A 20518-nucleotide genomic window follows, 5' to 3' on the forward strand; every position below is an offset into this window, starting at 1 on the left:
ATCAAAACCCACCCACCCAGCGTTACACCCCACGTGACCACCGCATTCGCAGAAACCCGCTTCTCCGTCCTGGACCGCTCCCGCACCCGCCAGGGCCACCCCCAGGGGGAGGCCCTGCGCGACACGGTGGCCTTCGCGAAGGAGGCCGAGAAGCTCGGCTACCACCGCTTCTGGGTCTCGGAACACCACAGCGTCCCCGGAGTCGCGGGCTCCGCCCCCACCGTGCTCGCGGCAGCCGTCGCCGGGGCCACCTCGAGGATCCGCGTCGGCACCGGAGGGGTGATGCTGCCGAACCACCAACCCCTGGTCGTGGCCGAGCAGTTCGGCGTCCTGGAATCCCTCTTCCCGGGCCGCATCGACATGGGCCTGGGCCGCTCCGTCGGCTTCACGGGCGGCGTACGCAAGGCGCTGGGCCACGACAAGGACGATGCCGACGATTTCGCCGGCCAGCTGGAGACGCTGCTCGGCTACCTCACCGGCACCCAGACCGCCCACCCCCAGGTGCACGCCCACCCGGCGGAGGGCCTGCGGATACCCGCGTACGTCCTGGCCACCGGCGAGGGCGCGGACATCGCGGCGGCCGCCGGGCTGCCGCTCGTCATCGGCGATCTGCGGGGCCGCTCGAAGCTGCTGGCGGCGATCGAGCGGTACCGCGACGGCTTCAAGCCCTCGCTGTGGGCGGACGAGCCGTATGTCGTCGTGGCGGGGAACGTCGCCGTCGCCGACACCTCCGAGCAGGCACGGCGCCTCTTGATCCCCGAGGCCTGGTCGATGGCGTACTCCCGCACGCACGGCGTCTTCCCGCCCCTCGAACCGGCCGGGCGGACCGAGGCGCGCGAGATGACCGAGAAGGAGCGGGGCTTCTACGAGTCAGGCCTGAAGGGCCAGCTGTACGGCACCGAGGACGAGGTCGCCGCCGCCCTGGAAGACGTGATCGCGGCGAGCGGCGCCGACGAGGTCCTGGTCACGACGTCGACGTACGACCGGGAAGGGATGCTGGACTCCTACCGGCGGCTGGCCCGGGTCGCGGGACTGGGCGGGGCCGCCTAGGGCCTGTCCGGCGGATCTTCGCGGAAGAGCCCGCGGCGTCTGGTGCGTGCTCTCGGCGTGCGCCCGGATCGCCCTCGTACTGGACGTACTTGGGTGATGCGGGCGTGCGGCGAGAGTGCGTGCCAGGCGTCGTGGGCCCGCGAAGATCCGCCGGACAGGCCCTAGCCCGAGTCGCGGGACTGGCCGGGGCCTAGAATCGTGGGGTTTGCCCCCGCTCCATGAGCACCAGCACCAGCACCAGCACCGGGAACTCCACACATGCATGCCACGCCGGACCACGGCCACGACCCGTACATCCGCGTCCGCGCCGCCCGCGAGCACAATCTGCGCGCGGTCGACGTGGACATCCCGCGTGACGTCCTGGTCGTCTTCACCGGCGTCTCCGGCTCGGGCAAGTCGAGCCTCGCCTTCGGCACGATCTACGCCGAGGCGCAGCGCCGCTACTTCGAGTCCGTGGCGCCGTACGCGCGTCGCCTCATCCATCAGGTGGGCGCGCCGAAGGTCGGCGAGATCTCGGGGCTGCCGCCTGCCGTGTCGCTGGAGCAGCGTCGCTCGACGCCGACGTCGCGCTCGTCCGTCGGGACGGTGACCACCCTCTCCAACTCCCTGCGCATGCTGTTCTCCCGCGCGGGCAGCTACCCGGCGGGCGCCGCGCGCCTCGAGTCCGACGCGTTCTCGCCGAACACGGCGGCCGGGGCCTGCCCCGAGTGCCACGGCCTCGGACGGGTGCACCGGGTCACCGAGGAACTGCTCGTCCCGAACCCGGAGTTGTCGATCCGCGAGGGCGCGATCGCCGCCTGGCCGGGTGCCTGGCAGGGCAAGAACCTCCGGGACGTCCTCGACACGCTCGGCCACGACGTGGACCGGCCGTGGCGGGAGCTCCCGCGGCAGGACCGGGAGTGGATTCTCTTCACGGACGAGCAGCCGGTGGTCACCGTGCACCCGGTGCGCGAGGCCGGCCGTATCCAACGCCCTTACCAGGGCACGTACATGAGCGCCCGGCGCTATGTGCTGAAGACGTTCTCCGACTCCAAGAGCCAGACGCTGCGCGCCAAGGCGGAGCGCTTCCTGCAGAGCGCGCCCTGCCCGGTGTGCCACGGCAGCCGGCTGCGGCCCGAGTCCCTCGCGGTGACGTTCGCCGGCCGCACCATCGCCGACCTGGCCGCCCTGCCGCTGACCTCGCTCGCCGAGCTGCTTGCTGAGGGTGCGGCGGCGGGCGACGAGACGGCGCGCGTGCTCACCGGCGATCTGCTCTCGCGCATCGAGGTGGTGACCGAGCTGGGGCTCGGCTATCTCAGCCTGGACCGGGTGACGCCCACCCTGTCGGCGGGCGAGCTGCAGCGACTGCGGCTCGCGACGCAGCTGCGGTCGGGGCTCTTCGGTGTCGTGTACGTCCTGGACGAGCCCTCGGCCGGGCTGCATCCGGCGGACACCGAGGCCCTGCTCACCGTACTCAACAGGCTGAAGGCGGCCGGGAATTCGGTGTTCGTCGTCGAGCACCACCTCGATGTCGTACGGGAGGCGGACTGGCTCGTGGACGTCGGGCCGCACGCGGGCGAGCACGGCGGTCGGGTCCTGCACAGCGGTCCGGTCGCGGAGCTGGCCGGGGTCGAGGAGTCGGCGACGCGGCGCTTCCTCTTCGACCGCGCGGCCGCGCCCGCCCGGGAGGTGCGCGCGCCTTCGGGATGGCTGAAGGCGGGCCCGGTCACCCGGCACAATCTGCGGGGCGTCACGGCGGAGTTGCCGCTCGGGGTGTTCACCGCCGTGACGGGCGTGTCGGGTTCCGGAAAGTCCACCTTGGTCGGCGAGTTGACCGAGGACCTGCCGGGCGTGGGCCGTCTGGTGCGCGTCGACCAGAAGCCGATCGGCCGTACGCCGCGGTCGAACCTGGCGACGTACACCGGCCTCTTCGACGTCGTACGGAAACTCTTCACGGAGACCGAGGAGGCGAAGGCGCGCGGCTACAAGGCGGGCCGGTTCTCGTTCAATGTGGCGGGCGGGCGGTGCGAGACCTGTCAGGGCGAGGGGTTCGTCAGCGTCGAACTGCTCTTCCTGCCGAGTACGTACACACCCTGCCCGGACTGCCACGGCGCGCGCTACAACCCCGAGACGCTGGAGATCACACACGAGGGCCGCACCATCGCCGGCGTCCTCGACCTGACCGTCGAGGCTGCCGCGGACTTCTTCGCCGACACCCCGGCCGCCGTACGCAGCCTGCGTGCGCTCCTCGATGTCGGGCTCGGCTATCTGCGCCTCGGGCAGCCCGCGACCGAACTGTCCGGCGGCGAGGCCCAGCGGATCAAGCTGGCGAGCGAGCTGCAGCGGACCCGGCGCGGGCACACGCTCTACCTCCTGGACGAGCCGACGACGGGCCTGCACCCGGCCGATGTGGAGGTCCTGCTGCGGCAGTTGCACGGTCTTGTCGACGCGGGGCACTCGGTGGTGGTCGTCGAGCACGACATGGCGGTGGTGGCCGGGGCGGACTGGGTGATCGACCTCGGTCCTGGCGGGGGCGACGAGGGCGGCCGGATCGTCGCGACCGGCACGCCGGCCGAGGTGGCGGGCGTGGCCGGGAGCCGCACGGCGGAGTATCTGGCCCGCGCACTCTGAACGACTAGACGGAGGGCCAATAGGCCTTCCGCAGCGCGGATTTGGCCAGCTTGCCCGCGGGGGTGCGCGGCAGCGCGTCCGTGAAGTCCAGGCTGCGCGGCGCCTTGTAGTGCGCGATCCGCTCCCGTACGAAGTCCAGGAGCTCACGGGCGAGTTCGGGTCCCGGCACAACCCCGGACTCCGCCTGGACGACCGCCTTCACCGATTCGCCCATCTCCGCGTCCGGCACCCCGATGACGGCCACGTCGGCGACCTTCGGGTGCAGGGTCAGACAGTCCTCGATCTCCTGCGGATAGATGTTCACGCCGCCCGAGATGATCGTGAAGGCGCGGCGGTCGGTGAGGAAGAGATAGCCGTCGTCGTCGACGTGGCCGACGTCGCCGGTGGTGGTCCAGGTGGGGTGGCCGGGGTGCTGGGCCTCGACCGTGCGGCCGGTGTCGTTGTGGTAGCGGAAGGGCAGTTCCTCGCGCTCGAAGTAGACGGTGCCGGTCTCGCCGGGGCCGAGCAGCGTGCCGTCCTCGGCGCAGATCCGCAGCTCTCCCAGGAGCTCGGCGCGCCCGACCGAGCCGGGCTTGCGCAGCCATTCCCCGGGGTTGATGAAGGTGATGCCGTTGCCCTCGGTGGACGAGTAGTACTCGTGCAGGACCGGACCCCACCAGTCCATCATCCGCTGCTTGACCTGCACGGGGCAGGGCGCTGCCGCATGGATGGCGACCTTCAGGGACGACACGTCGTAGCTCTCGCGCACCGCGTCCGGGAGCTTCAGCATCCGCACGAACATGGTGGGCACCCACTGGCTGTGCGTCACCCGGTGCCGCTCGATCGCGGCGAGCGCGCCCTCGGCGTCGAAGGCGTCCATGAGGACGATCGTGCCGCCGGTCGCGGTGATGACGCCGGAGAAGCGCAGGGGTGCCGCGTGGTAGAGGGGTGCGGGGCAGAGGTAGACGGTGCCCTCGTCGAAGCCGTACATCGGCTGGAAGATCAGCTGGTACATGCTGGGTTCGGAGGTGACGTCCCCTTCGGGGAGCGTGGGCACGATGCCCTTGGGGCGGCCGGTGGTGCCGGAGGAGTAGAGCATGTCGGTGCCGCGCGGCTGGTGCGCGGGCGCCACCGGGGAGGCCGCCGCCAGGGCGTCCTCGTACGAGTCGTGCCCCGCCACCGCCACGCCGCCGTAGGCCAGCCGCACCTTCGGCCCCGGCGCCGACTCGGCGACCTCTTCCGCCAGTTCGGCAAGCGAGGCGGACACCACGATGCCGCTCGCACCGCAGTCGCGGACGATGTACGCCGCCTCCTGCGCGGTGAGGTGGTGGTTGACCGCCGTGAGGTAGAGGCCCGAGCGGAGCGCCGCCCAGTACACCTCGAGCATCCGCGGATCGTTGTCCGACAGGACCGCGAGATGGTCGCCGCGCCGCAGGCCCGCGGCCCGCAGATGGTTCGCGAGCCGCACCGATCGCTCTTCGAGCCGGCCGTACGTAAGCGTCCGGCGGCCGTCGGCGGTGACGACGGCCGCCCTGTCGGGGTCGTACGCTCCCGGATGCATGAGGCCGACGGTATGGATGGCCCCTACAACCGGTCAAGGCGTACGACAGCGGCTTTTTGACGGTGGGTCAGCTGTCGGCGGAGTCCCCCGACTCCGGCGCCACGAACTGCACATCCAGGTTGATCTTCACGACCTCGCCGAGGAACCCGGGCGCGAAGTCCAGGCCGAACTCGCTGCGCCGCAGCTCCCCCGTCGCCTCGAACCCGGCGTGCCGGCTGCCGTCCATGGGTACGTCGACGAGCCCGCCGAACTCGACGTCGAAGGCGATCGGCCGGGTCACGTCGCCGATGGTCAGATCGCCTTCGAGGGTCCAGTCCTCGCCCTCGCCGCTGATCCCGGTCGAACGGAACGCCATGGTGGGCCGCTTGGCGACGTCGAGCAGGTCGGAGGCCCGGACGTGGGCGTCACGGTCGGCGTTCCCCGTGTTGATCGACTCCAGGGCGACGGTGGCCGTGATCAGGCTGTCGGCGAGGGTCTCCCCCACGACCAGCTCGGCCTCCAGCTGGTCGAAGCGGCCCCGGACCTTGGAGATGCCGAGGTGGCGGATCTGGAAGCCGACCGCGGAATGCAGGGGGTCGAACTTCCAGGTGCCGGCGGACAGCGGGAGGGTGGTGTTCGTCTCAGTGGTCATGCCCCTCACCCTGCGGGCCGCGCAGGGCCGGAGGAAGGCCCGGCTGAGGCTGGTAGTGACAGGGCCACGATAAGGAGAGCCGGGGCTCGTACCATCTGGGGGTGAGTGACAACCAGTTGGGAGCCTTCCTGCGCGCCCGCCGCGAAGGGCTGGCGCCGGCCGAAGTGGGCCTGCCGCCCGGCAGTCGACGCCGCACGCCGGGGCTGCGCCGCTCCGAGCTCGCTCTGCTCGCCGGCATCAGCGTGGAGTATCTGGCCCGCCTGGAACAGGGCCGCGACCGCCGTCCGTCCGCCCAGGTGATGGCCGCGCTCAGCGACGCGCTGCGGCTCGGCCTGGACGACCGGGTGCATCTGCGGCACCTGATGAAGTCGGCCGAGGGCCACTTCCTGTGCACGGTCGCACCGACGCCCACGCGGGAGGTGCGGCCCACGGTGCGGGCGCTGCTCGACCGCCTGGAGCCGACGCCCGCGGTGGTGGTCAACTGGCTCGGCGAGGCGGTCGCCCACACCCGCGGATACGAGCGGCTGGCCGGGCCCCTGGGCGCGCTCGACGGATCGCCGCCGAGCCTGATCCGCTACGTACTGACCGACCCGCGGGCCCGCGAGGCATATCCCGACTGGGAGCTGGTGGCCGACGAACAGGTCGCCTCGATCCCCTTCGGCCTCGGCCAGGAGGACCCCAACCTGGCCAACCTCGCCGAGGAGCTGACGATCACCGCCGGGGCGGCCTTCACGGACCGGCTCGCTTCCGCCAGGCGGGTGCCGGTGCGGTCGGGAGCGGAGCGCTTGGTCCACCCCGAGGTGGGGGAACTCCGCCTCTCCTACGAGGTGCTCGAACTCCCGGAGTCGGACGGGCAGCGGTTGCGGGTACTGCTGCCCGCGGACGAGGCGACGTCCGCGGCCCTGGACCGGTTGAACGGGCGCAGGCCGGGGACGTTGCGCGCGGTGGGCAGTTGAGGCGGGCGGCGCGCCTCAGCGTGCGGCGCGGGCGCGGGTGGTGCGGCGCAGACCGATCAGTTCGGACACGGACTCCAGCCAGCGGGCGGTGACGTCGTCGCCCTCGACCGGACGGGCGACCGTGGCGGCCGACTCCAGCCAGCCGCGCACGAGGTCCGCGGCCTCCTGGCCCGGGAGCAGCTCGGGAAGCCGGGCCGTGTAGCGCACACCGCCGCTGCGGACGACCTTGGCGAGGAAGGCGATCGAGCGGGGCTGGACGCCGAGTCGGTCGAGGACCACGGCGGCACCTATCGCGCCGTCGCCGAACAGGACAGTGCGGTGCGGGCCTTCGGCGCCCAGGCCGTAGCGCAGGAGCATCGCCGGGTCGATGAGGGCGGATTCGTCGTCCGTCTTGGTGGGCTTGGTGGGGCGTGGCGTGGCATTCATGTGGACCTCAGTGACGGTCATCCGACGGTGACGGTGAAGACGTAGTACTCGCGGTCGTGCTCGCCCGGCTTCCCGGTGACGACGGGGAAGGGCGACTCGCCCGGTGAGGGCGTCGGCGCAGGGGCACCCAACTTGGTACTGCACTTGCCGAGTTGGCAGTGCAGCATCTTGATCTTCGCTGTGCCCGGCTCGCCCGCCTTGAAGGTGAAGGACTGGGTTCCGCCCCCTCCGCCGTCATTGCCTCCGCCGTCCCCCCAATCCTCGTCCAGGCTCTGGAGCTTGACGACGTCCTTGTCGGCGCGGGGCTCTGCCACGAACCAGTTCTCGCCCAGAGAGGGGCTGGCCGGGAGGGACAAGACGAACTCGTCGCCCGCGTCCACCTCGATGGACTGCTCATCGACCCCGTACGTCGTGGGTCCGAACAGCCCACAGCCCGACAAGGCCGTCAGTGCCACCAGGGACAGGACGAGGGAGAGGGCGGAACGAAGGCGCATGGGGGACCTCGGGCTTGTGTTCACTCGGCGGGCACGTGCACGGCGTAGGCGTCGGACAGGCTGCCGCGCGAGGCCTTGCCCATGTTGCCGTTGACGAAGTCGTCCTCGCTGACCCACGTGGTGGTGCCCCAGGGGTTGTAGATCTGGAGCATGTCGCCCTCCTGGCCGACGATCATCATGGAGTGACCGACGCGGTCGCCGTCCTCCTTCCCCTCGACACCGATCGGCACCGGCTTGCCCTCGGCCACGGCCTTCTCGATGTCGGGCAGCGCATCGCGGCGCTCGTCGGCGCTGCGAACCTCCTGGAGCTCGTACTCGCTGCCGGTGTGCGGGCTGATCTCCTTGTTGGAGATCGTGGTCTTGCCGTCGTTGTCCATGCCGTCAGGGGTGCTGCCGAAGGGGAAGTCGTACTCGTTGTCGCCGTCGCCCTCCTCGTGCAGCCGCAGTTGCTCGTCGTGCAGCCGACTGCGGAAGGCCGCGTCGTCGCTCTCCTGGCCGGACGGGCCGCCGGTGAGTTCGAGGGCGTAGACCGGATCGACCATGGCACGGCCCGTGACGACGGTCGACGGGACGCAGGTGTTGCCCTCCTGCGACCAGTTCTCGCCGTAGAACATCTGCTCGTCCGTGTTCTTGGCGCGGCCGTCATCGGCCAGGCCCTCGTCCTTCATGCTGTCGCCCGCCGTGGTCACCGGAGTCAAGTGCTCCTGCAACCAGTACTGATCCTTGCCGTGGATCTTTTCCCGGAACTCCCCGACCTCCTTGACGTCGTACCCGGCCGCCAAGGCCTTCATCAAGTACGCGCGTTCCTGCGGGGACTTGGACTCTGCGAGCATCCTCTCGAACTTCGCCTCGTCGGCGGCGCTCAACTTCTCCATGGCCCGCCCGGACCGCTCCAGGTCGTTCGCGGTGAGCAGCTCGTTCATCTCGGCCGGCCCTCGGGCCCGGCGATGTCGGCGAGGACCAAGCGGTCGGCGGCGGAGATGTTGTCGGTCTTCATCTTGCCCGCGCGGGCCTCGGAGGCGAGCTTGTTCAGGTCGCGGGCGGCCGCCCGGGCGGCGTCGTCGGCCTTCTCGGCCGCGGTGTGCATCCGACTGGCGCCCGCGTAGGCGATGCTGCGGGCCCGCAGCCGTTCCTCCTCCTCGGCGTCCTTCTCCACCATGTCGTCGAACCAGCCGTCCTCGCCGCCGAGCATCGAACGCGCCTCGCGCATCTGCTCGCGCCCGCCCCGGTCGATGCCCTGTGCCTGGGTGAGGACGTCGGCAAGGTCGAACAGCGCTTTGGCCGCGCCCTTGAAGGCCACCTCCATCTGCTCGGAGGACCGGCCGGCAGCCATGATCACCTCGGCGGCCTTGGCGCCCGTACTGCCCACCCAGACATCGGGGAGCGTGCTTCCGCCGATCTTCTCGATCCGCTCGGTCACGTCCCGTACGGACTGGAGCTGCTTCTGGTACCCCTCGGCCAGGGACTCGAGGGTGCTCGGCGAACCGACCGGCGGGGAGATCTTCAGGCAGTCGTCGATGTACCCGATGAGAGTGTTCTTGTCCCCGGCATCGAAGATCGCCTCATGGAGCCCGGCGAGCTTCTGTCGGCGGTCGGTGGTGGATTCGCCTGCGTCGGGCATGGCTGGGTGGCCTCCGGCATGTCGGATCGGAGCGAAGCGGAAAGTGCAGGGGCGCGCGAACAGCGCGCGGCACGGCGGGAGTTGAGGAGTGCGACGACTCAGTCGAAGTCGGCGAGCCCCGGGGGCCTGCCACCGGGCGTCGGATTGGTCCCCACCGGCGGCGGGCCAAGCGGGGGCGTGTCACCCGCCGGTGCCGGACCGGACCAGTACGGGCCGTCGTCCTCGGGCAGCAGCCGAGGCGTGTCCCCCGCCGGTGCCGGACCGGACCAGTACGGGCCGTCGCCTTCCGGCAGCAGTCGAGGCGTATCACCCGCAGGCGTCGGACCCGACCAGACATCGTCACGACCCACCGGAGCCAGCCGCGGCGTGTCCCCCGCCGGGGTCGGACCGGACCAGAAGTCGTCACGGCCCACAGGCGCGGAAATGGCCGTGGCTCCGCCGCCGGCAGGAGCGGGCATCGTCCGGTAACCACCGTCCGCCGGGGCCGAGATGGGCGCGACGTCCGAGGCCCCGGCCGCGCTCATCCCGGCGACGGCCTGATGCTCGGCGCCCTGGTAGTTCGCGCTCGACACCCTGACCTTGTCGGCCAGTTCATGCAGCGCGGCCTCCAGGGTCTCGGCCTCGGCCTGCCAGCTGGCGGCGAAGTCGTTGTACGCGGGACCCGAGTCCGATCCGCCGAGGGCGTCCGGCGTGTAGCAGGCCGTGTCCTTGACCGCGGCCGCGACGACACCGACGTCGTCGCCCGCCTTGTCGAGCTTGTCGGCCTCGGCGGCCATGCCGCCCTTCTGGACGCGATACCCGTCCTGTGCCGCCTGACCAGGCATGACTTCCCACTTCCCCCGTACAGCAATGATCTTGGAGGAAGCTACAGAGGGCGGCGGCAGGTTCACAACCCCCACCACCGCCCTCTCACAGCTCTCACACAACCCTCAGCGTCGGGACACCTTTCGCGTCGCCCGCAGCCACTCCTTGTTCATGGCCGCAATGGACGGCAGCGGAATCCCCTTGGGACAAGCGGTGGCGCACTCCCCGGTGAGCGTGCACCCGCCGAACCCCTCCGCGTCCATCTGCCCCACCATGTCGAGCACCCGCGTCTCCCGCTCGGGCGCCCCCTGCGGCAGCACATTCAAATGGTTGACCTTCGCCGACGTGAAGAGCATCGCCGAACCGTTCGGACAGGCCGCCACACACGCCCCGCACCCGATGCACTCCGCATGCTCGAACGCGGAGTCCGCGTCCGGCTTGGGCACGGGCGTGGCATGCGCCTCGGGCGCGGACCCGGTGGGCGCGCTGACATACCCACCCGCCTGGATGATCCGGTCGAAGGACGAACGGTCGACGACCAGGTCCTTGATGACGGGGAAGGCCGCCGCCCGCCACGGTTCGATGTCGATGGTGTCGCCGTCCTCGAAGGACCGCATGTGGAGCTGGCAGGTCGTGGTCCGCTCCGGCCCGTGGGCGTCGCCGTTGATGACGAGCGAGCAGGCCCCGCAGATCCCTTCGCGGCAGTCGTGGTCGAAGGCGACCGGGTCCTCACCCTTCACGATCAGCTCTTCGTTGAGCGTGTCGAGCATCTCCAGGAACGACATGTCCTGGGAGATTCCGTCCACTTCGTACGTGGACATCGCTCCGTCGGCATCGGCGGACCGCTGCCGCCAGACGCGCAGGTTGAGCTTCATGCGTAGCTCCGCTGGGTGGGGTGGACGTACTCGAAGGTCAGCTCTTCCTTGTGCAGCACGGGGGAAGCACCCGTCGCGGTGAACTCCCAGGCCGCCGCGTACGAGAACTCCTCGTCCCGCCGTGCCGCCTCGCCGTCCGGCGTCTGGGACTCCTCGCGGAAGTGGCCGCCGCAGGACTCGGCGCGGTGCAGTGCGTCGAGGCACATCAGCTCGGCGAGCTCCAGGTAGTCGACGATGCGGTTGGCCTTCTCCAGGGACTGGTTGAACTCCTCGCCGCTGCCCGGGACCTTGATGCGGCGCCAGAACTCCTCGCGGATCTGCGGGATGCGCTCCAGGGCCTTGCGCAGCCCCGTCTCCGTACGGGCCATGCCGCAGAACTCCCACATCAGCTCGCCGAGTTCACGGTGGAAGGAGTCGGGGGTACGGTCGCCGTCGACGGCGAGCAGCAGGTTGATCCGGTCCTCGGTCTCGGCCAACACCTCCTGGACCACGGGGTGTTCGGCGCCCACCTCGTCATTGTGCGGGTTGCGCGCCAGATAGTCGTTGATCGTCGAGGGGAGGACGAAGTAGCCGTCCGCGAGGCCCTGCATCAGCGCGGACGCGCCGAGCCGGTTCGCCCCGTGGTCGGAGAAGTTGGCCTCGCCGATCGCGAACAGGCCCGGCACGGTGGTCCCCAGGTCGTAGTCGACCCACAGGCCACCCATCGTGTAGTGCACGGCCGGATAGATCCGCATCGGCACCTCGTACGGGTTCTCCGCGGTGATCCGCTCGTACATCTCGAAGAGGTTGCCGTACTTTTCCTCGACCTTGTCCCGGCCCATCCGCCCGATGGCATCGGCGAAGTCCAGGTAGACGCCCTGCCCGCCGGGCCCCACTCCCCTGCCCTCGTCGCACACGTTCTTGGCGGCGCGGGAGGCGATGTCGCGCGGGACCAGGTTGCCGAAGGACGGGTAGATCCGCTCCAGGTAGTAGTCCCGCTCGTCCTCGGGGATCTCGTTCGCCGGCCGGGTGTCGCCCTGCGCCTTCGGCACCCAGATCCGTCCGTCGTTGCGCAGCGACTCGCTCATCAGCGTCAGCTTCGACTGGTGGTCACCGGTGCGCGGAATGCAGGTGGGGTGGATCTGCGTGAAGCAGGGGTTGGCGAAGTAGGCGCCGCGCCGGTGGGCCCGCCAGACGGCGGTGGCGTTGGAGTTCATGGCGTTCGTCGACAGGTAGAAGACGTTGCCGTAGCCGCCCGTCGCGAGCACCACGGCGTCCGCGAAGTAGGTGTCGATCTTCCCGGTCACCAGGTCCCGGGCGACGATCCCGCGGGCCCGCCCGTCCACGACGATCAGGTCGAGCATCTCGGTGCGGGCGTGCAACTCGACGTTCCCTGCGGCGATTTGACGCGACAGCGCCTGATAGGCGCCGAGGAGCAGCTGCTGCCCGGTCTGCCCGCGGGCGTAGAACGTACGCGACACCTGTACGCCGCCGAAGGAGCGGGTGTCGAGCAGCCCGCCGTACTCCCGGGCGAACGGCACGCCCTGGGCCACGCACTGGTCGATGATCTCGACGGAGATCTGCGCGAGCCGGTGGACGTTGGACTCGCGGGCGCGGAAGTCGCCGCCCTTGACCGTGTCGTAGAAGAGGCGGTGGACCGAGTCGCCGTCGTTGCGGTAGTTCTTCGCGGCGTTGATGCCGCCCTGCGCGGCGATCGAGTGCGCCCGGCGCGGCGAGTCCGAGAAGCAGAACTGCACGACGTGGTAGCCCTGTTCGGCCAGCGTGGCGCCCGCCGAGCCGCCCGCGAGCCCGGTGCCCACGACGATCACGGTGTGCTTGCGCCGGTTGGCCGGGTTGACCAGCTTGGCCTCGAAGCGCCGGGTGTCCCAGCGCTCGGCGACCGGCCCCGCCGGGGCCAAGGCGTCGGCGAGGGCCTCGCCGACCGCGTAATCCCAATAAGCCATGTCAGCTCACCAATCCGGTCATGACGGCGACGGGTACGGAGACGAAGCCCACGGTCAGCAGCACCGCGAGGCCGTTGGCCGTCAGCTTCAGGGCCCGGTCACGGCGGGCGCTTGCGGCGCCGAGGGTCTGGGCCGCGCTCCAGAAGCCGTGCCGGATGTGGAAGCCGAGGGCGAGCATCGCGGTGATGTAGATGACGTTGCCGTACCAGGTGTGGAAGGTCGCGACGACGTTCTGGTACGCCTCGCCGTGCACACCGTGGTTGTTGACGGTCAGGGTCGTCAGATCGAGCAGGTGCCACACGAGGAACAGGCCGAGGATGATCCCGCCCCAGCGCATGGTCCGCGTCGCATAGCTCGCGCGCGCCTTCTTGTGCACGTACTTGCTGGGCCGCGCCTTGATGTCGCGGCGGCTGAGCTGGTACGCGGACACCGCATGCGCGACGACCGCGGCGAGCAGCACCACGCGGACCAGCCAGAGCGTCCACTCGTAGTGCATGAAGGGCTCGCCGACGACACGCAGCCAGTGGGCGTAGCCGTTGAACTCGTCCGGACCGAAGAAGATCTTCAGATTGCCCATCATGTGAACGACCAGGTACAGCAGCATGATCAGGCCGCTCACGGCCATCACGGTCTTCTTGCCGACGGTCGAGTTCCACAGCGTGTGCGCCATGGACGGCCGTCGTCCTGTCTGCGGATCCGTCCGCGTCGCCAGAGCCATGCAACCGACGCTAGAGGCCAAGGTCCCGATTGGTCCAAGACATGATCCAGCTCATTTCCATAGCCAGAGCCTATGGAGCCTCGTAGGCTGTCGTGTATGCAATTCCAGCAGCTGCAGTACTTCGTGGCGGTCGCCGAGACCCGGCACTTCACCCGCGCCGCCGAGCAGGTGCACGTCGCCCAGCCCTCCCTGTCGCAGCAGATCAGGGCCCTCGAACGGGAGCTGGGCACCGAGCTGTTCAGCCGCGCCCGGGGCAACATCGCGCTCACCGACGCGGGCGAGGCACTGCTGCCGCTGGCCCGCCGGATCCTCGCCGACGCGGACACGGCCCGCCTGGAGGTGCAGGAGCTGGCGCAGCTGCGGGCGGGGCGGGTGCGGCTCGGTGCGACGCCGAGCCTGTGCACGGGGCTCCTCCCCGAGGTGCTGCGCGCCTTCCACGACCGCTATCCGGGGGTCCGGCTCGAGATCGAGGAGGGCGGCTCGCACGATCTCGTACGCGAACTCGCCCGCGGCGCCCTGGACCTGGCGCTCGTCGTGCTGCCGCTGCCCTCCCCCTCCCCCGCCCTGACGACGGTCGAGCTGCTGCGCGAGGACCTGGTGGTGGTGTCGTCCCCGGACGAGCCGGCGCCGGGCGGCGGCCGCGCCTCCGTCCGCATCGCCGATCTGCAGGGCGAGCGCCTTGTGATGTTCCGGCACGGCTACGACCTGCGCGAACTCACGGTCGCCGCCTGCCGAGGCGCGGGCTTCGAGCCGGTGTTCGCGGTGGAGGGCGGCGAGATGGACGCGGTGCTCGGCTTCGTGCGGGCCGGGCTCGGCATCGCCGTGGTGCCGCAGATGGTCGCGGAGCGGGCGGGCCCGGGGCTCCGCGTCTCGCCGCTGACCCGACCGGGCCTGCACCGCACGATCGCGCTCGCGCACCGCAGCGATGTGGCGCCGCCGCGGGCCGCACGGGAGCTGCAGTCGATGCTGCTCAAGCCGGTCGCGGGCCCCGCGAAGGGCTCGGGTACAGTGGCCGAATCACGACCCGGACGTACCCGGGCCGCACGACCGAGGAGGTGAGTCCGATCCCCGCTGTTCCCGCGGTATTCCAGCCGGGCGCTCGCCTCTCCCGTCAGTACAGGTGACCTGACCTCCTGACGTCTTCGGAGCGCCCTTCGCCAGTACGAAAGGCCCCCATGTCGGTCACCCCGTCACCGCTCACCGCTTCTTCGTCCGCGCTCAGCCATGCCGCCCTCACCGTCCGGCTGCGCGCCGCGGGCTGCGTATTCGCCGAGGACGAGGCGGATCTCCTCCTCGCCACCGCCCGCACGCCCGGGGAACTCGCCGCCATGGCGGAGCGCCGCGCCCTCGGCCTCCCCCTCGAACACGTCCTGGGCTGGGCGGAGTTCCGCGGCCTGCGCATCGAGGTGGACCCCGGCGTCTTCGTCCCGCGCCGCCGCACCGAGTTCCTCATCGACCGGGCCACCACCCTCGCCGCCCCGGACGCCGTCGTCGTCGACCTGTGCTGCGGCTCGGGCGCACTGGGCGCGGCCCTGGTCTCCTCGCTCGGCCGCGCCGAGCTGTACGCGGCCGACCTCGACCCGGCGGCGGTGGCCTGCGCCCGGCGCAATGTGGCGGGGCTCGGCGGCCGGGTCTTCGAGGGCGACCTGTACGCCCCGCTGCCCGCGTCGCTGCGCGGGCGGGTCGGCATACTCCTCGCCAACGTTCCGTACGTCCCCACGTCGGAGGTCGCGTTCCTGCCCCCGGAGGCCCGCGACCACGAGGCTCAACTGGCCCTGGACGGCGGCTCGGACGGCCTCGACGTCCTGCGCCGGGTCACGGCGGAGGCGGCGCACTGGCTGGCACCGGGCGGCCATCTCCTGTTCGAGACGAGCGAACAGCAGGCGGGGCTCGCGGCGGACATCGTGGCGGGCGACGGCCTCGTACCGCGGATCGAGACCTGCGAGGACCTCTACGCGACAGTGATCACGGGGACACGCCCCAACTGATCCGGCCCGTCCGGCATCTCTTCAGCCCGTCCGGCGTTTGAGGACAATCTTTTGAAGCCGGCAGCAGCCTTACGGGAAGGGGCGGGGCGGGGAGAACAATCCCCCGCCCCACTCACCCCACCGCATCCACCAACGCCAGCGAGTGCAACCGATCCGCAGGCCCCGGCCGGGCGTAGTACCAGCCCTGAGCCGTGTCACAGCCCAACTCCCGCAACTGCTCGGCCTGCGCCCCGGTCTCCACCCCCTCCACGGTCACCGACAGATCCAGACTGTGCGCGAGGGACACGATCCCCTCGACGATCTTCAGATCGACCGGGTCTGCCGGATAGTGCTGCATGCCCTGCGTGAAGGACCGGTCCAGTTTCAGCACACTCACCGGCAACCGCCGCAGATTGGCGAGATTCGAATACCCCGTCCCGAAGTCGTCGAGCGCGATCCCCACCCCCATCTCGGCGAGCCGGCGCAACGGCTTGAGCAGATCGTCATCGGCCCCGATCAGCGCCGACTCGGTCACCTCCAGGCACAGCGCGGTCGGATCGAGCCCGACCCGCTCCAGGGTCTCCACGGTGTCGGCCACCAGGTGCGGATGGTGCAGCTGGCACGGCGAGAGGTTCACATTGATCCGCAGGGGCGAGTCGGCCCCGTACTGCGACTGCCACTCCTGCGCCTGCCGCACCGCCTCACCGAGGACCCACCGCCCGAGCGGCACGATCAGCCCGGTGTGCTCGGCGAGCGGGATGAACCGGTCGGGGCCGATCAGGCCGTGCTGCGGATGCGACCAGCGCACCAGCGCCTCCGCCCCGCTGACGCTGCCGTCGGCGAGATGCACGAGTGGCTGGTACTCGATGAAGAACTCGCCCCGGTCGAGCGCGGTGGGCAGTGCCGTGGTGAGGCCGTGCCGGGTGATGGTGCGGGCGTCGACCTCGGGGTCGGCGAGCTCGAAGCGGTTGCCGCCCGCGGACTTGGCGCGGTACATCGTGATGTCGGCGCTGCGCAGCACCTCCGCCGCCGACTGCTCGCCGGCCGGGCCCTCCACGATGCCGATCGAGCCGCGCACCGTGAGCTCGCGGCCCTCGATGCGGATCGGGATGGACAGGACGCTGAGGATCCGCCCGGCCAGCTCGTCCACCTCGCGCCGGGTGTCCAGGCCGGTGGTGAGCGCGACGAACTCGTCGCCGCCGAGCCGTGCGACCATCTCGCCGGGTGCGGTGGCGCAGGCCTGCAGCCGGTCGGCGACCTCCACGAGCAGGCGGTCCCCGGCGGCGTGGCCGAGGCTGTCGTTGATGGTCTTGAAGCCGTCCAGGTCGAGGTAGCACAGGCCGAACCGCATGCCGTCGCCCGCGGCCAGGGCCTTCTCCAGGCGCTCGAAGAACAGCGTCCGGTTGGGCAGTCCGGTGAGTGCGTCGTGCGTGGCCTCGTAGCGCAGCCGCAGGTTGAGCAGCCGGCGCTCGGTGGTGTCCTCCATCAGCGCCAGTTGGTACTGCGGCTCGCCGTCGGCGTCGCGCAGGAGCGAGACGGTCAGGTTGGTCCACAGAACCGTGCCGTCACTGCGGTAGTACGGCTTCTCGACGCTGTAGTGCTCGCGCACACCGGTGACCAACTCCTCGTAGAGCCGCCACACATGGGGGGCGTCGTCGGGGTGCGTCCAGTCGCTGACGTTGCGGCGCATGAGGTGGTTGTCCATGTCGCCGCGGAACATCCGCATCAGCGTGTCGTTGACCTGCAGGATGGTGCCGTCGAGCTTCGCGATGCCGATGCCGATGGCCGCGCCCTCGAAGATGGCGCGGAACTTGGCCTCGCTGACGTGCAGGGCCTCGGCCACCGTGTGCCGGGCGTTCAGCGCCGCCTGCGAGATGGACTCCTGCTCGGCCAGGGTGCGCCGGCGCAACGCCCCGGCGAAGCCCGCCGCGACGGCGTGCTGCAGCCGCGAACTGCGGGCCCTGAGGCCCTCCTTGAGCCGGGCGGCCGCCGCGTCGTCGCCCACCGCGCCGCGTTCGCCGTCGTGCGTGCCCAGGTCGCCGCAGTACAGCACCAGATAGGACTCGACGACGTCGAGGGTGGCGCTGAGCGCCTCCGGGTCCGTGCAGTGCAGCTCGACGAGCGCCTGCCCCACCGCCTGCCCCGCGGCCGCGTCGAAGGCCCGCTCCGCGAGGGCGTCCCGCAGCCGCCTGGCCAGCGGCAGCAGGAGCTCCTCGAACTCGGGGCGGGTCATGGACGTCGCGGTGACGGGGAAGACCGCGCGGCTCCATATGGTGGCGAACCTGCGCAGTCTTCCCTCTGGGCCGTCCGGCTCCGGGCTCACGCTGTGCGCCCCACACCCGCATAGCCGGCGAAGGCGAACGGGTCCTCCTGGTCCGTGGGCGTCTCGGGCCGCCAGTTCGGCGGAGGAACAAGGCCGGGCTCCACCATCTCGTACCCCTCGAAGAACCGCGCGACCTCGTCGCGCGAGCGCATGACCAGCGGATTGCGGATGTCCTCGTACACCCCGACGGTGCCCTGGGCCTGCTCGGTGGGCAGCGGGATGCCGTCGAACGAGGCATGGGTGCAGATGAGCAGGCTGCCGGGCGCGAGCGCGTCCCGCAGCTCGCCGACGGCCCGGTAGGGATCGTCGGCGTCGGTGAGGAAGTGCAGCACCGCGACCAGGAGCAGCGCCACCGGCCGGTCCAGGTCGAGGAGTTCGCCGACCTGGGGGGCGGCAAGGATCTCGTGGGGCTTCCTCAGGTCGCCGGCCACCACGGCGGCATCGCTCTGTCCCGCGAGCACGGCCTCGCTGTGCGCCACGGCGACCGGGTCGTGGTCGACGTACACCACGCGGGCGCCGGGATGCGCGGCCTGCGCGACTTCATGAACATTTCCGAAAGTCGGGATGCCGGAGCCGATGTCCAGGAACTGCGTGACGCCCTGGTCGACGGCGAAGCGGACGGCCCTGCGCATGAAGGCGCGGTTCGTCTGCATGATCTTCGGCAGGCCCGGCATGAATTCCATGGCCTTGCGGGCGGCTTCCCGATCCGACTCGAAGTTGTGCGAACCGCCCAGGTAGTAGTCGTAAATTCGGGACACACTGGGCACCGAGATGTCGATGCCGCGAGGGGCCCAGGCGGGGCGCTCCATGATTTTCTCCAAGCAAGCCGGTACGAGCAGATTCGAGCACCGGCGAGCTTAGACGTGCCAGTGTTCGAGCAGAGGCTACTGATCGCTCGCCAACGGGTCGAGCAGAACCGGAAATTGCCCGTCCGTTCTCGGTCACTGCCTTTGGCATGTGCACCTGCAGCCGCACGTGCACAGCGATCGGCCCCTCCTCCACGGGGGCGGAAGAGGGGCCGACCAGGTCGGACGCGCCGGGAAACCGTTTCACTCCTTATGCGCCGTGCTGGAGCCCTACTTGGGCGCGCCGACCAGCTTTGCCTGCGGGGACACGGCGTACCAGGTGCCGCCCACGCCTTGGCCGTTGGTGTCTCCGGGCTTCTTGTCGCCGGAGAAGGTGTAGACCGGCCAGCAGTTGATGCTCTGCTGCTTGATTCCGTCGGGCCGGTTGAAGGTGACGAATCCCTTCTTGATGATTCCCTCGGTGTCGTTCTTGTCGACCGGTTCCACGACGGGCCAGTTGTCGAGGCATTCACCGACACACGCGGACTTCATCGGCCAGGCGGAGTCCTTCTTGAACCGGTAGACGGTCATTCCGTTCTTGTCGACGATGATCTCGCCCAGCTTCGGGTCCTTGCGGGTCGAAAGACCGGCCAGGTCGGCCGCTTCGCCGTCTCCCGCGTCGCCGGACTGTCCCGGGGCGGCCTTCTTGCCGTCGGGGGCGGCGGCGAACCAAGTGCCGCCCACGCCCTGTCCATTGGCGTCGCCGGGCTTCTTGTCCTCGGCGTACCGGTACATCGGCCAGCCCGCGATGGTGAGTTGCTTGCTGCCGTCGTCGCGGGTGACCGAGCCGATCAGCGCGGCGTCCACACCGGGGGCGGCCTTCGCTCCTTCGGCGAGCGCCACGGGCCAGGTCTTCGCGCAGTCGCCGGCGCAGTTCGACTTGGGCGGCTTCGCGGTGTCCTTGTCGAAGCGGTACAGGGTGAACCCGGCGCTGTCCGTCACGACCTTGCCGAGCTCCTTGCTGTCCCACACCGCCAGCTGCCCCGCGGCCTTCGCCGCGCCGGCCCCCGCGTCGGATCCGGAGTCGGAGCCGTATCCGTCGCCCGAGCCGTAGCCGTCCTGCGCGGGGGCCGCGTTGCCCACGGACTGACCGTCCGGTGCGTCCGATCCCTTCTCCTGACCGCACGCCGTCGTCAGCGCCAACAGGGCCGCAGCCGTCACCGCGATCGAAGCGCTCCGCCAGGTGTTCATCGTTGTCTCCTGTTGCTCCTGGGATACGGGTCGTCCGGGTGTTCCGGCGATCCGGTCGGTGTCACGGCGCCGGGACGGGCCGCACATGGCCCTAGGTACGCGAACGGGTACCGGGTGCGTTCAACGCGTTCCCGAGATTCTTTTCGCGCCCCGCACCGGCGGCCCCTGCGCCGTGGCCCTGCGGGCGCCCTTCCACGGGACCCGATGGACGCCCCCGAGCTGCGGGTTCCGGCGCCCTGACGCACCCTGGACGCATGGCCTGGCAAGCGCCGATCGTCGTGTTTCCGCCCAAGGCGGGGGAAGGGCGGCGGGTGGCCGTGCGCGGGGTGCCGCTGGGCACCGCGAACAGCGACCGCGAGCTGGTGGAGTTCCTGCGCCGGGCCGGGCTGAACGAGGCCGACGCGGCCCTCGACGACCCGCACCTCGTGGAGTGGCGCGGCGGACCCGCGCATCAGTGGTGACCTGGACAGATCACAGACAGTGGTCCCCCGGCGGACAGGCGCGGTGACCCGGACGGATCGGCG

Annotated in this window: 19 protein-coding genes; 6 read left to right on the forward strand and 13 right to left on the reverse strand. The window is 70.6% G+C overall.

Annotated features, from left to right (window positions below; all coding sequences use genetic code 11):
- Nucleotides 1-33: 33 nt before the first annotated feature.
- Nucleotides 34-1050, forward strand: a complete 1017-nt coding sequence (locus OG430_RS07980) for an LLM class flavin-dependent oxidoreductase (protein WP_327351724.1) — start codon at nt 34-36, stop codon at nt 1048-1050.
- 258 nt (nt 1051-1308) lie between these two features.
- Nucleotides 1309-3660: an excinuclease ABC subunit UvrA gene (locus OG430_RS07985; protein WP_327351725.1), complete on the forward strand. Its 2352-nt coding sequence runs from the start codon at nt 1309-1311 to the stop codon at nt 3658-3660.
- Nucleotides 3661-3664: 4 nt separating this feature from the next.
- Here OG430_RS07985 and OG430_RS07990 read toward each other — a convergent pair whose 3' ends face one another.
- Nucleotides 3665-5200 (reverse strand): acyl-CoA synthetase, encoded by a 1536-nt coding sequence (locus tag OG430_RS07990; RefSeq protein WP_327351726.1) that lies wholly within the window; start codon nt 5198-5200, stop codon nt 3665-3667.
- A gap of 67 nt (nt 5201-5267) precedes the next feature.
- The gene (locus OG430_RS07995) at nt 5268-5831 is read right to left on the reverse strand and encodes a YceI family protein (RefSeq protein WP_327351727.1); all 564 of its coding nucleotides are present in this window, start codon (nt 5829-5831) and stop codon (nt 5268-5270) included.
- 101 nt (nt 5832-5932) lie between these two features.
- Here OG430_RS07995 and OG430_RS08000 point away from each other — a divergent pair, with 101 nt between their 5' ends.
- Nucleotides 5933-6787 carry a helix-turn-helix domain-containing protein gene (locus tag OG430_RS08000; protein WP_327351728.1) on the forward strand — a complete coding sequence of 285 codons (855 nt, stop codon included), beginning with the start codon at nt 5933-5935 and terminating at the stop codon, nt 6785-6787.
- Between the two features lie 15 nt (nt 6788-6802).
- Here OG430_RS08000 and OG430_RS08005 read toward each other — a convergent pair whose 3' ends face one another.
- The 8 genes from OG430_RS08005 to OG430_RS08040 all read right to left on the reverse strand — a co-directional run bounded on the left by OG430_RS08005 (nt 6803) and on the right by OG430_RS08040 (nt 13668).
- Nucleotides 6803-7234 carry a hypothetical protein gene (locus OG430_RS08005; RefSeq protein WP_327351729.1) on the reverse strand — a complete coding sequence of 144 codons (432 nt, stop codon included), beginning with the start codon at nt 7232-7234 and terminating at the stop codon, nt 6803-6805.
- Nucleotides 7231-7707 carry a protease inhibitor I42 family protein gene (locus OG430_RS08010; RefSeq protein WP_327351730.1) on the reverse strand — a complete coding sequence of 159 codons (477 nt, stop codon included), beginning with the start codon at nt 7705-7707 and terminating at the stop codon, nt 7231-7233. The genes OG430_RS08005 and OG430_RS08010 overlap by 4 nt, the downstream gene beginning before the upstream one ends.
- A gap of 20 nt (nt 7708-7727) precedes the next feature.
- Nucleotides 7728-8630: a hypothetical protein gene (locus OG430_RS08015; RefSeq protein WP_327351731.1), complete on the reverse strand. Its 903-nt coding sequence runs from the start codon at nt 8628-8630 to the stop codon at nt 7728-7730.
- Complete coding sequence (locus OG430_RS08020; RefSeq protein WP_327351732.1) at nt 8627-9328, reverse strand: hypothetical protein; 702 nt, start codon at nt 9326-9328, stop codon at nt 8627-8629. The genes OG430_RS08015 and OG430_RS08020 overlap by 4 nt, the downstream gene beginning before the upstream one ends.
- A gap of 98 nt (nt 9329-9426) precedes the next feature.
- Nucleotides 9427-10152 (reverse strand): WXG100 family type VII secretion target, encoded by a 726-nt coding sequence (locus OG430_RS08025; protein ID WP_327351733.1) that lies wholly within the window; start codon nt 10150-10152, stop codon nt 9427-9429.
- A 105-nt stretch (nt 10153-10257) separates the two neighbouring features.
- The gene (locus OG430_RS08030) at nt 10258-11007 is read right to left on the reverse strand and encodes a succinate dehydrogenase/fumarate reductase iron-sulfur subunit (RefSeq protein WP_327351734.1); all 750 of its coding nucleotides are present in this window, start codon (nt 11005-11007) and stop codon (nt 10258-10260) included.
- Complete coding sequence (locus OG430_RS08035) at nt 11004-12950, reverse strand: fumarate reductase/succinate dehydrogenase flavoprotein subunit (protein WP_327351735.1); 1947 nt, start codon at nt 12948-12950, stop codon at nt 11004-11006. Before OG430_RS08035 ends, OG430_RS08030 begins: the two co-directional genes overlap by 4 nt.
- A gap of 1 nt (nt 12951) precedes the next feature.
- A complete protein-coding gene (locus OG430_RS08040; RefSeq protein WP_327351736.1) occupies nt 12952-13668 on the reverse strand; it encodes a succinate dehydrogenase in 717 nt (238 codons plus the stop codon).
- A gap of 96 nt (nt 13669-13764) precedes the next feature.
- Between OG430_RS08040 and OG430_RS08045 the strand changes: the two genes are divergently transcribed.
- Entirely contained in the window at nt 13765-14727 is a 963-nt protein-coding gene (locus OG430_RS08045; RefSeq protein ID WP_327351737.1) for a LysR family transcriptional regulator, read from the forward strand.
- Nucleotides 14728-14843: 116 nt separating this feature from the next.
- Nucleotides 14844-15656 (forward strand): putative protein N(5)-glutamine methyltransferase, encoded by an 813-nt coding sequence (locus OG430_RS08050; RefSeq protein ID WP_327351738.1) that lies wholly within the window; start codon nt 14844-14846, stop codon nt 15654-15656.
- A gap of 112 nt (nt 15657-15768) precedes the next feature.
- Here the strand turns inward: OG430_RS08050 and OG430_RS08055 are convergent, their stop codons facing one another.
- The 3 genes from OG430_RS08055 to OG430_RS08065 all read right to left on the reverse strand — a co-directional run bounded on the left by OG430_RS08055 (nt 15769) and on the right by OG430_RS08065 (nt 19994).
- The gene (locus OG430_RS08055) at nt 15769-17958 is read right to left on the reverse strand and encodes a putative bifunctional diguanylate cyclase/phosphodiesterase (protein WP_327351739.1); all 2190 of its coding nucleotides are present in this window, start codon (nt 17956-17958) and stop codon (nt 15769-15771) included.
- A complete protein-coding gene (locus OG430_RS08060) occupies nt 17955-18767 on the reverse strand; it encodes an SAM-dependent methyltransferase (RefSeq protein WP_327351740.1) in 813 nt (270 codons plus the stop codon). The genes OG430_RS08055 and OG430_RS08060 overlap by 4 nt, the downstream gene beginning before the upstream one ends.
- Before the next feature lie 267 nt (nt 18768-19034).
- A complete protein-coding gene (locus OG430_RS08065; RefSeq protein WP_327351741.1) occupies nt 19035-19994 on the reverse strand; it encodes an SCO0930 family lipoprotein in 960 nt (319 codons plus the stop codon).
- A 254-nt stretch (nt 19995-20248) separates the two neighbouring features.
- On the opposite strand from OG430_RS08065, the gene OG430_RS08070 reads away from it, so the two are divergent.
- Nucleotides 20249-20455, forward strand: coding sequence for a hypothetical protein (locus OG430_RS08070; RefSeq protein WP_327351742.1), 207 nt, complete (start codon nt 20249-20251; stop codon nt 20453-20455).
- Nucleotides 20456-20518: the final 63 nt, after the last annotated feature.

The organism is Streptomyces sp. NBC_01304 (genome assembly GCF_035975855.1).
Lineage (GTDB): Bacteria > Actinomycetota > Actinomycetes > Streptomycetales > Streptomycetaceae > Streptomyces.

What these genes read in the sequence shown, in the direction of transcription:
- OG430_RS07995 (WP_327351727.1), bottom strand. Translation starts at nt 5,831, where the DNA reads ATGACCACTGAGACGAACACCACCCTCCCGCTGTCCGCCGGCACCTGG.
- OG430_RS08030 (WP_327351734.1), bottom strand. Translation starts at nt 11,007, where the DNA reads ATGAAGCTCAACCTGCGCGTCTGGCGGCAGCGGTCCGCCGATGCCGAC.
- OG430_RS08035 (WP_327351735.1), bottom strand. Translation starts at nt 12,950, where the DNA reads ATGGCTTATTGGGATTACGCGGTCGGCGAGGCCCTCGCCGACGCCTTG.
- OG430_RS08020 (WP_327351732.1), bottom strand. Translation starts at nt 9,328, where the DNA reads ATGCCCGACGCAGGCGAATCCACCACCGACCGCCGACAGAAGCTCGCC.
- OG430_RS08065 (WP_327351741.1), bottom strand. Translation starts at nt 19,994, where the DNA reads ATGAACACCTGGCGGAGCGCTTCGATCGCGGTGACGGCTGCGGCCCTG.
- OG430_RS08060 (WP_327351740.1), bottom strand. Translation starts at nt 18,767, where the DNA reads ATGGAGCGCCCCGCCTGGGCCCCTCGCGGCATCGACATCTCGGTGCCC.
- OG430_RS08025 (WP_327351733.1), bottom strand. Translation starts at nt 10,152, where the DNA reads ATGCCTGGTCAGGCGGCACAGGACGGGTATCGCGTCCAGAAGGGCGGC.
- OG430_RS08010 (WP_327351730.1), bottom strand. Translation starts at nt 7,707, where the DNA reads ATGCGCCTTCGTTCCGCCCTCTCCCTCGTCCTGTCCCTGGTGGCACTG.
- OG430_RS08070 (WP_327351742.1), top strand. Translation starts at nt 20,249, where the DNA reads ATGGCCTGGCAAGCGCCGATCGTCGTGTTTCCGCCCAAGGCGGGGGAA.
- OG430_RS08005 (WP_327351729.1), bottom strand. Translation starts at nt 7,234, where the DNA reads ATGACCGTCACTGAGGTCCACATGAATGCCACGCCACGCCCCACCAAG.
- OG430_RS08015 (WP_327351731.1), bottom strand. Translation starts at nt 8,630, where the DNA reads ATGAACGAGCTGCTCACCGCGAACGACCTGGAGCGGTCCGGGCGGGCC.
- OG430_RS08050 (WP_327351738.1), top strand. Translation starts at nt 14,844, where the DNA reads ATGTCGGTCACCCCGTCACCGCTCACCGCTTCTTCGTCCGCGCTCAGC.
- OG430_RS07985 (WP_327351725.1), top strand. Translation starts at nt 1,309, where the DNA reads ATGCATGCCACGCCGGACCACGGCCACGACCCGTACATCCGCGTCCGC.
- OG430_RS08045 (WP_327351737.1), top strand. Translation starts at nt 13,765, where the DNA reads ATGCAATTCCAGCAGCTGCAGTACTTCGTGGCGGTCGCCGAGACCCGG.
- OG430_RS07990 (WP_327351726.1), bottom strand. Translation starts at nt 5,200, where the DNA reads ATGCATCCGGGAGCGTACGACCCCGACAGGGCGGCCGTCGTCACCGCC.
- OG430_RS08040 (WP_327351736.1), bottom strand. Translation starts at nt 13,668, where the DNA reads ATGGCTCTGGCGACGCGGACGGATCCGCAGACAGGACGACGGCCGTCC.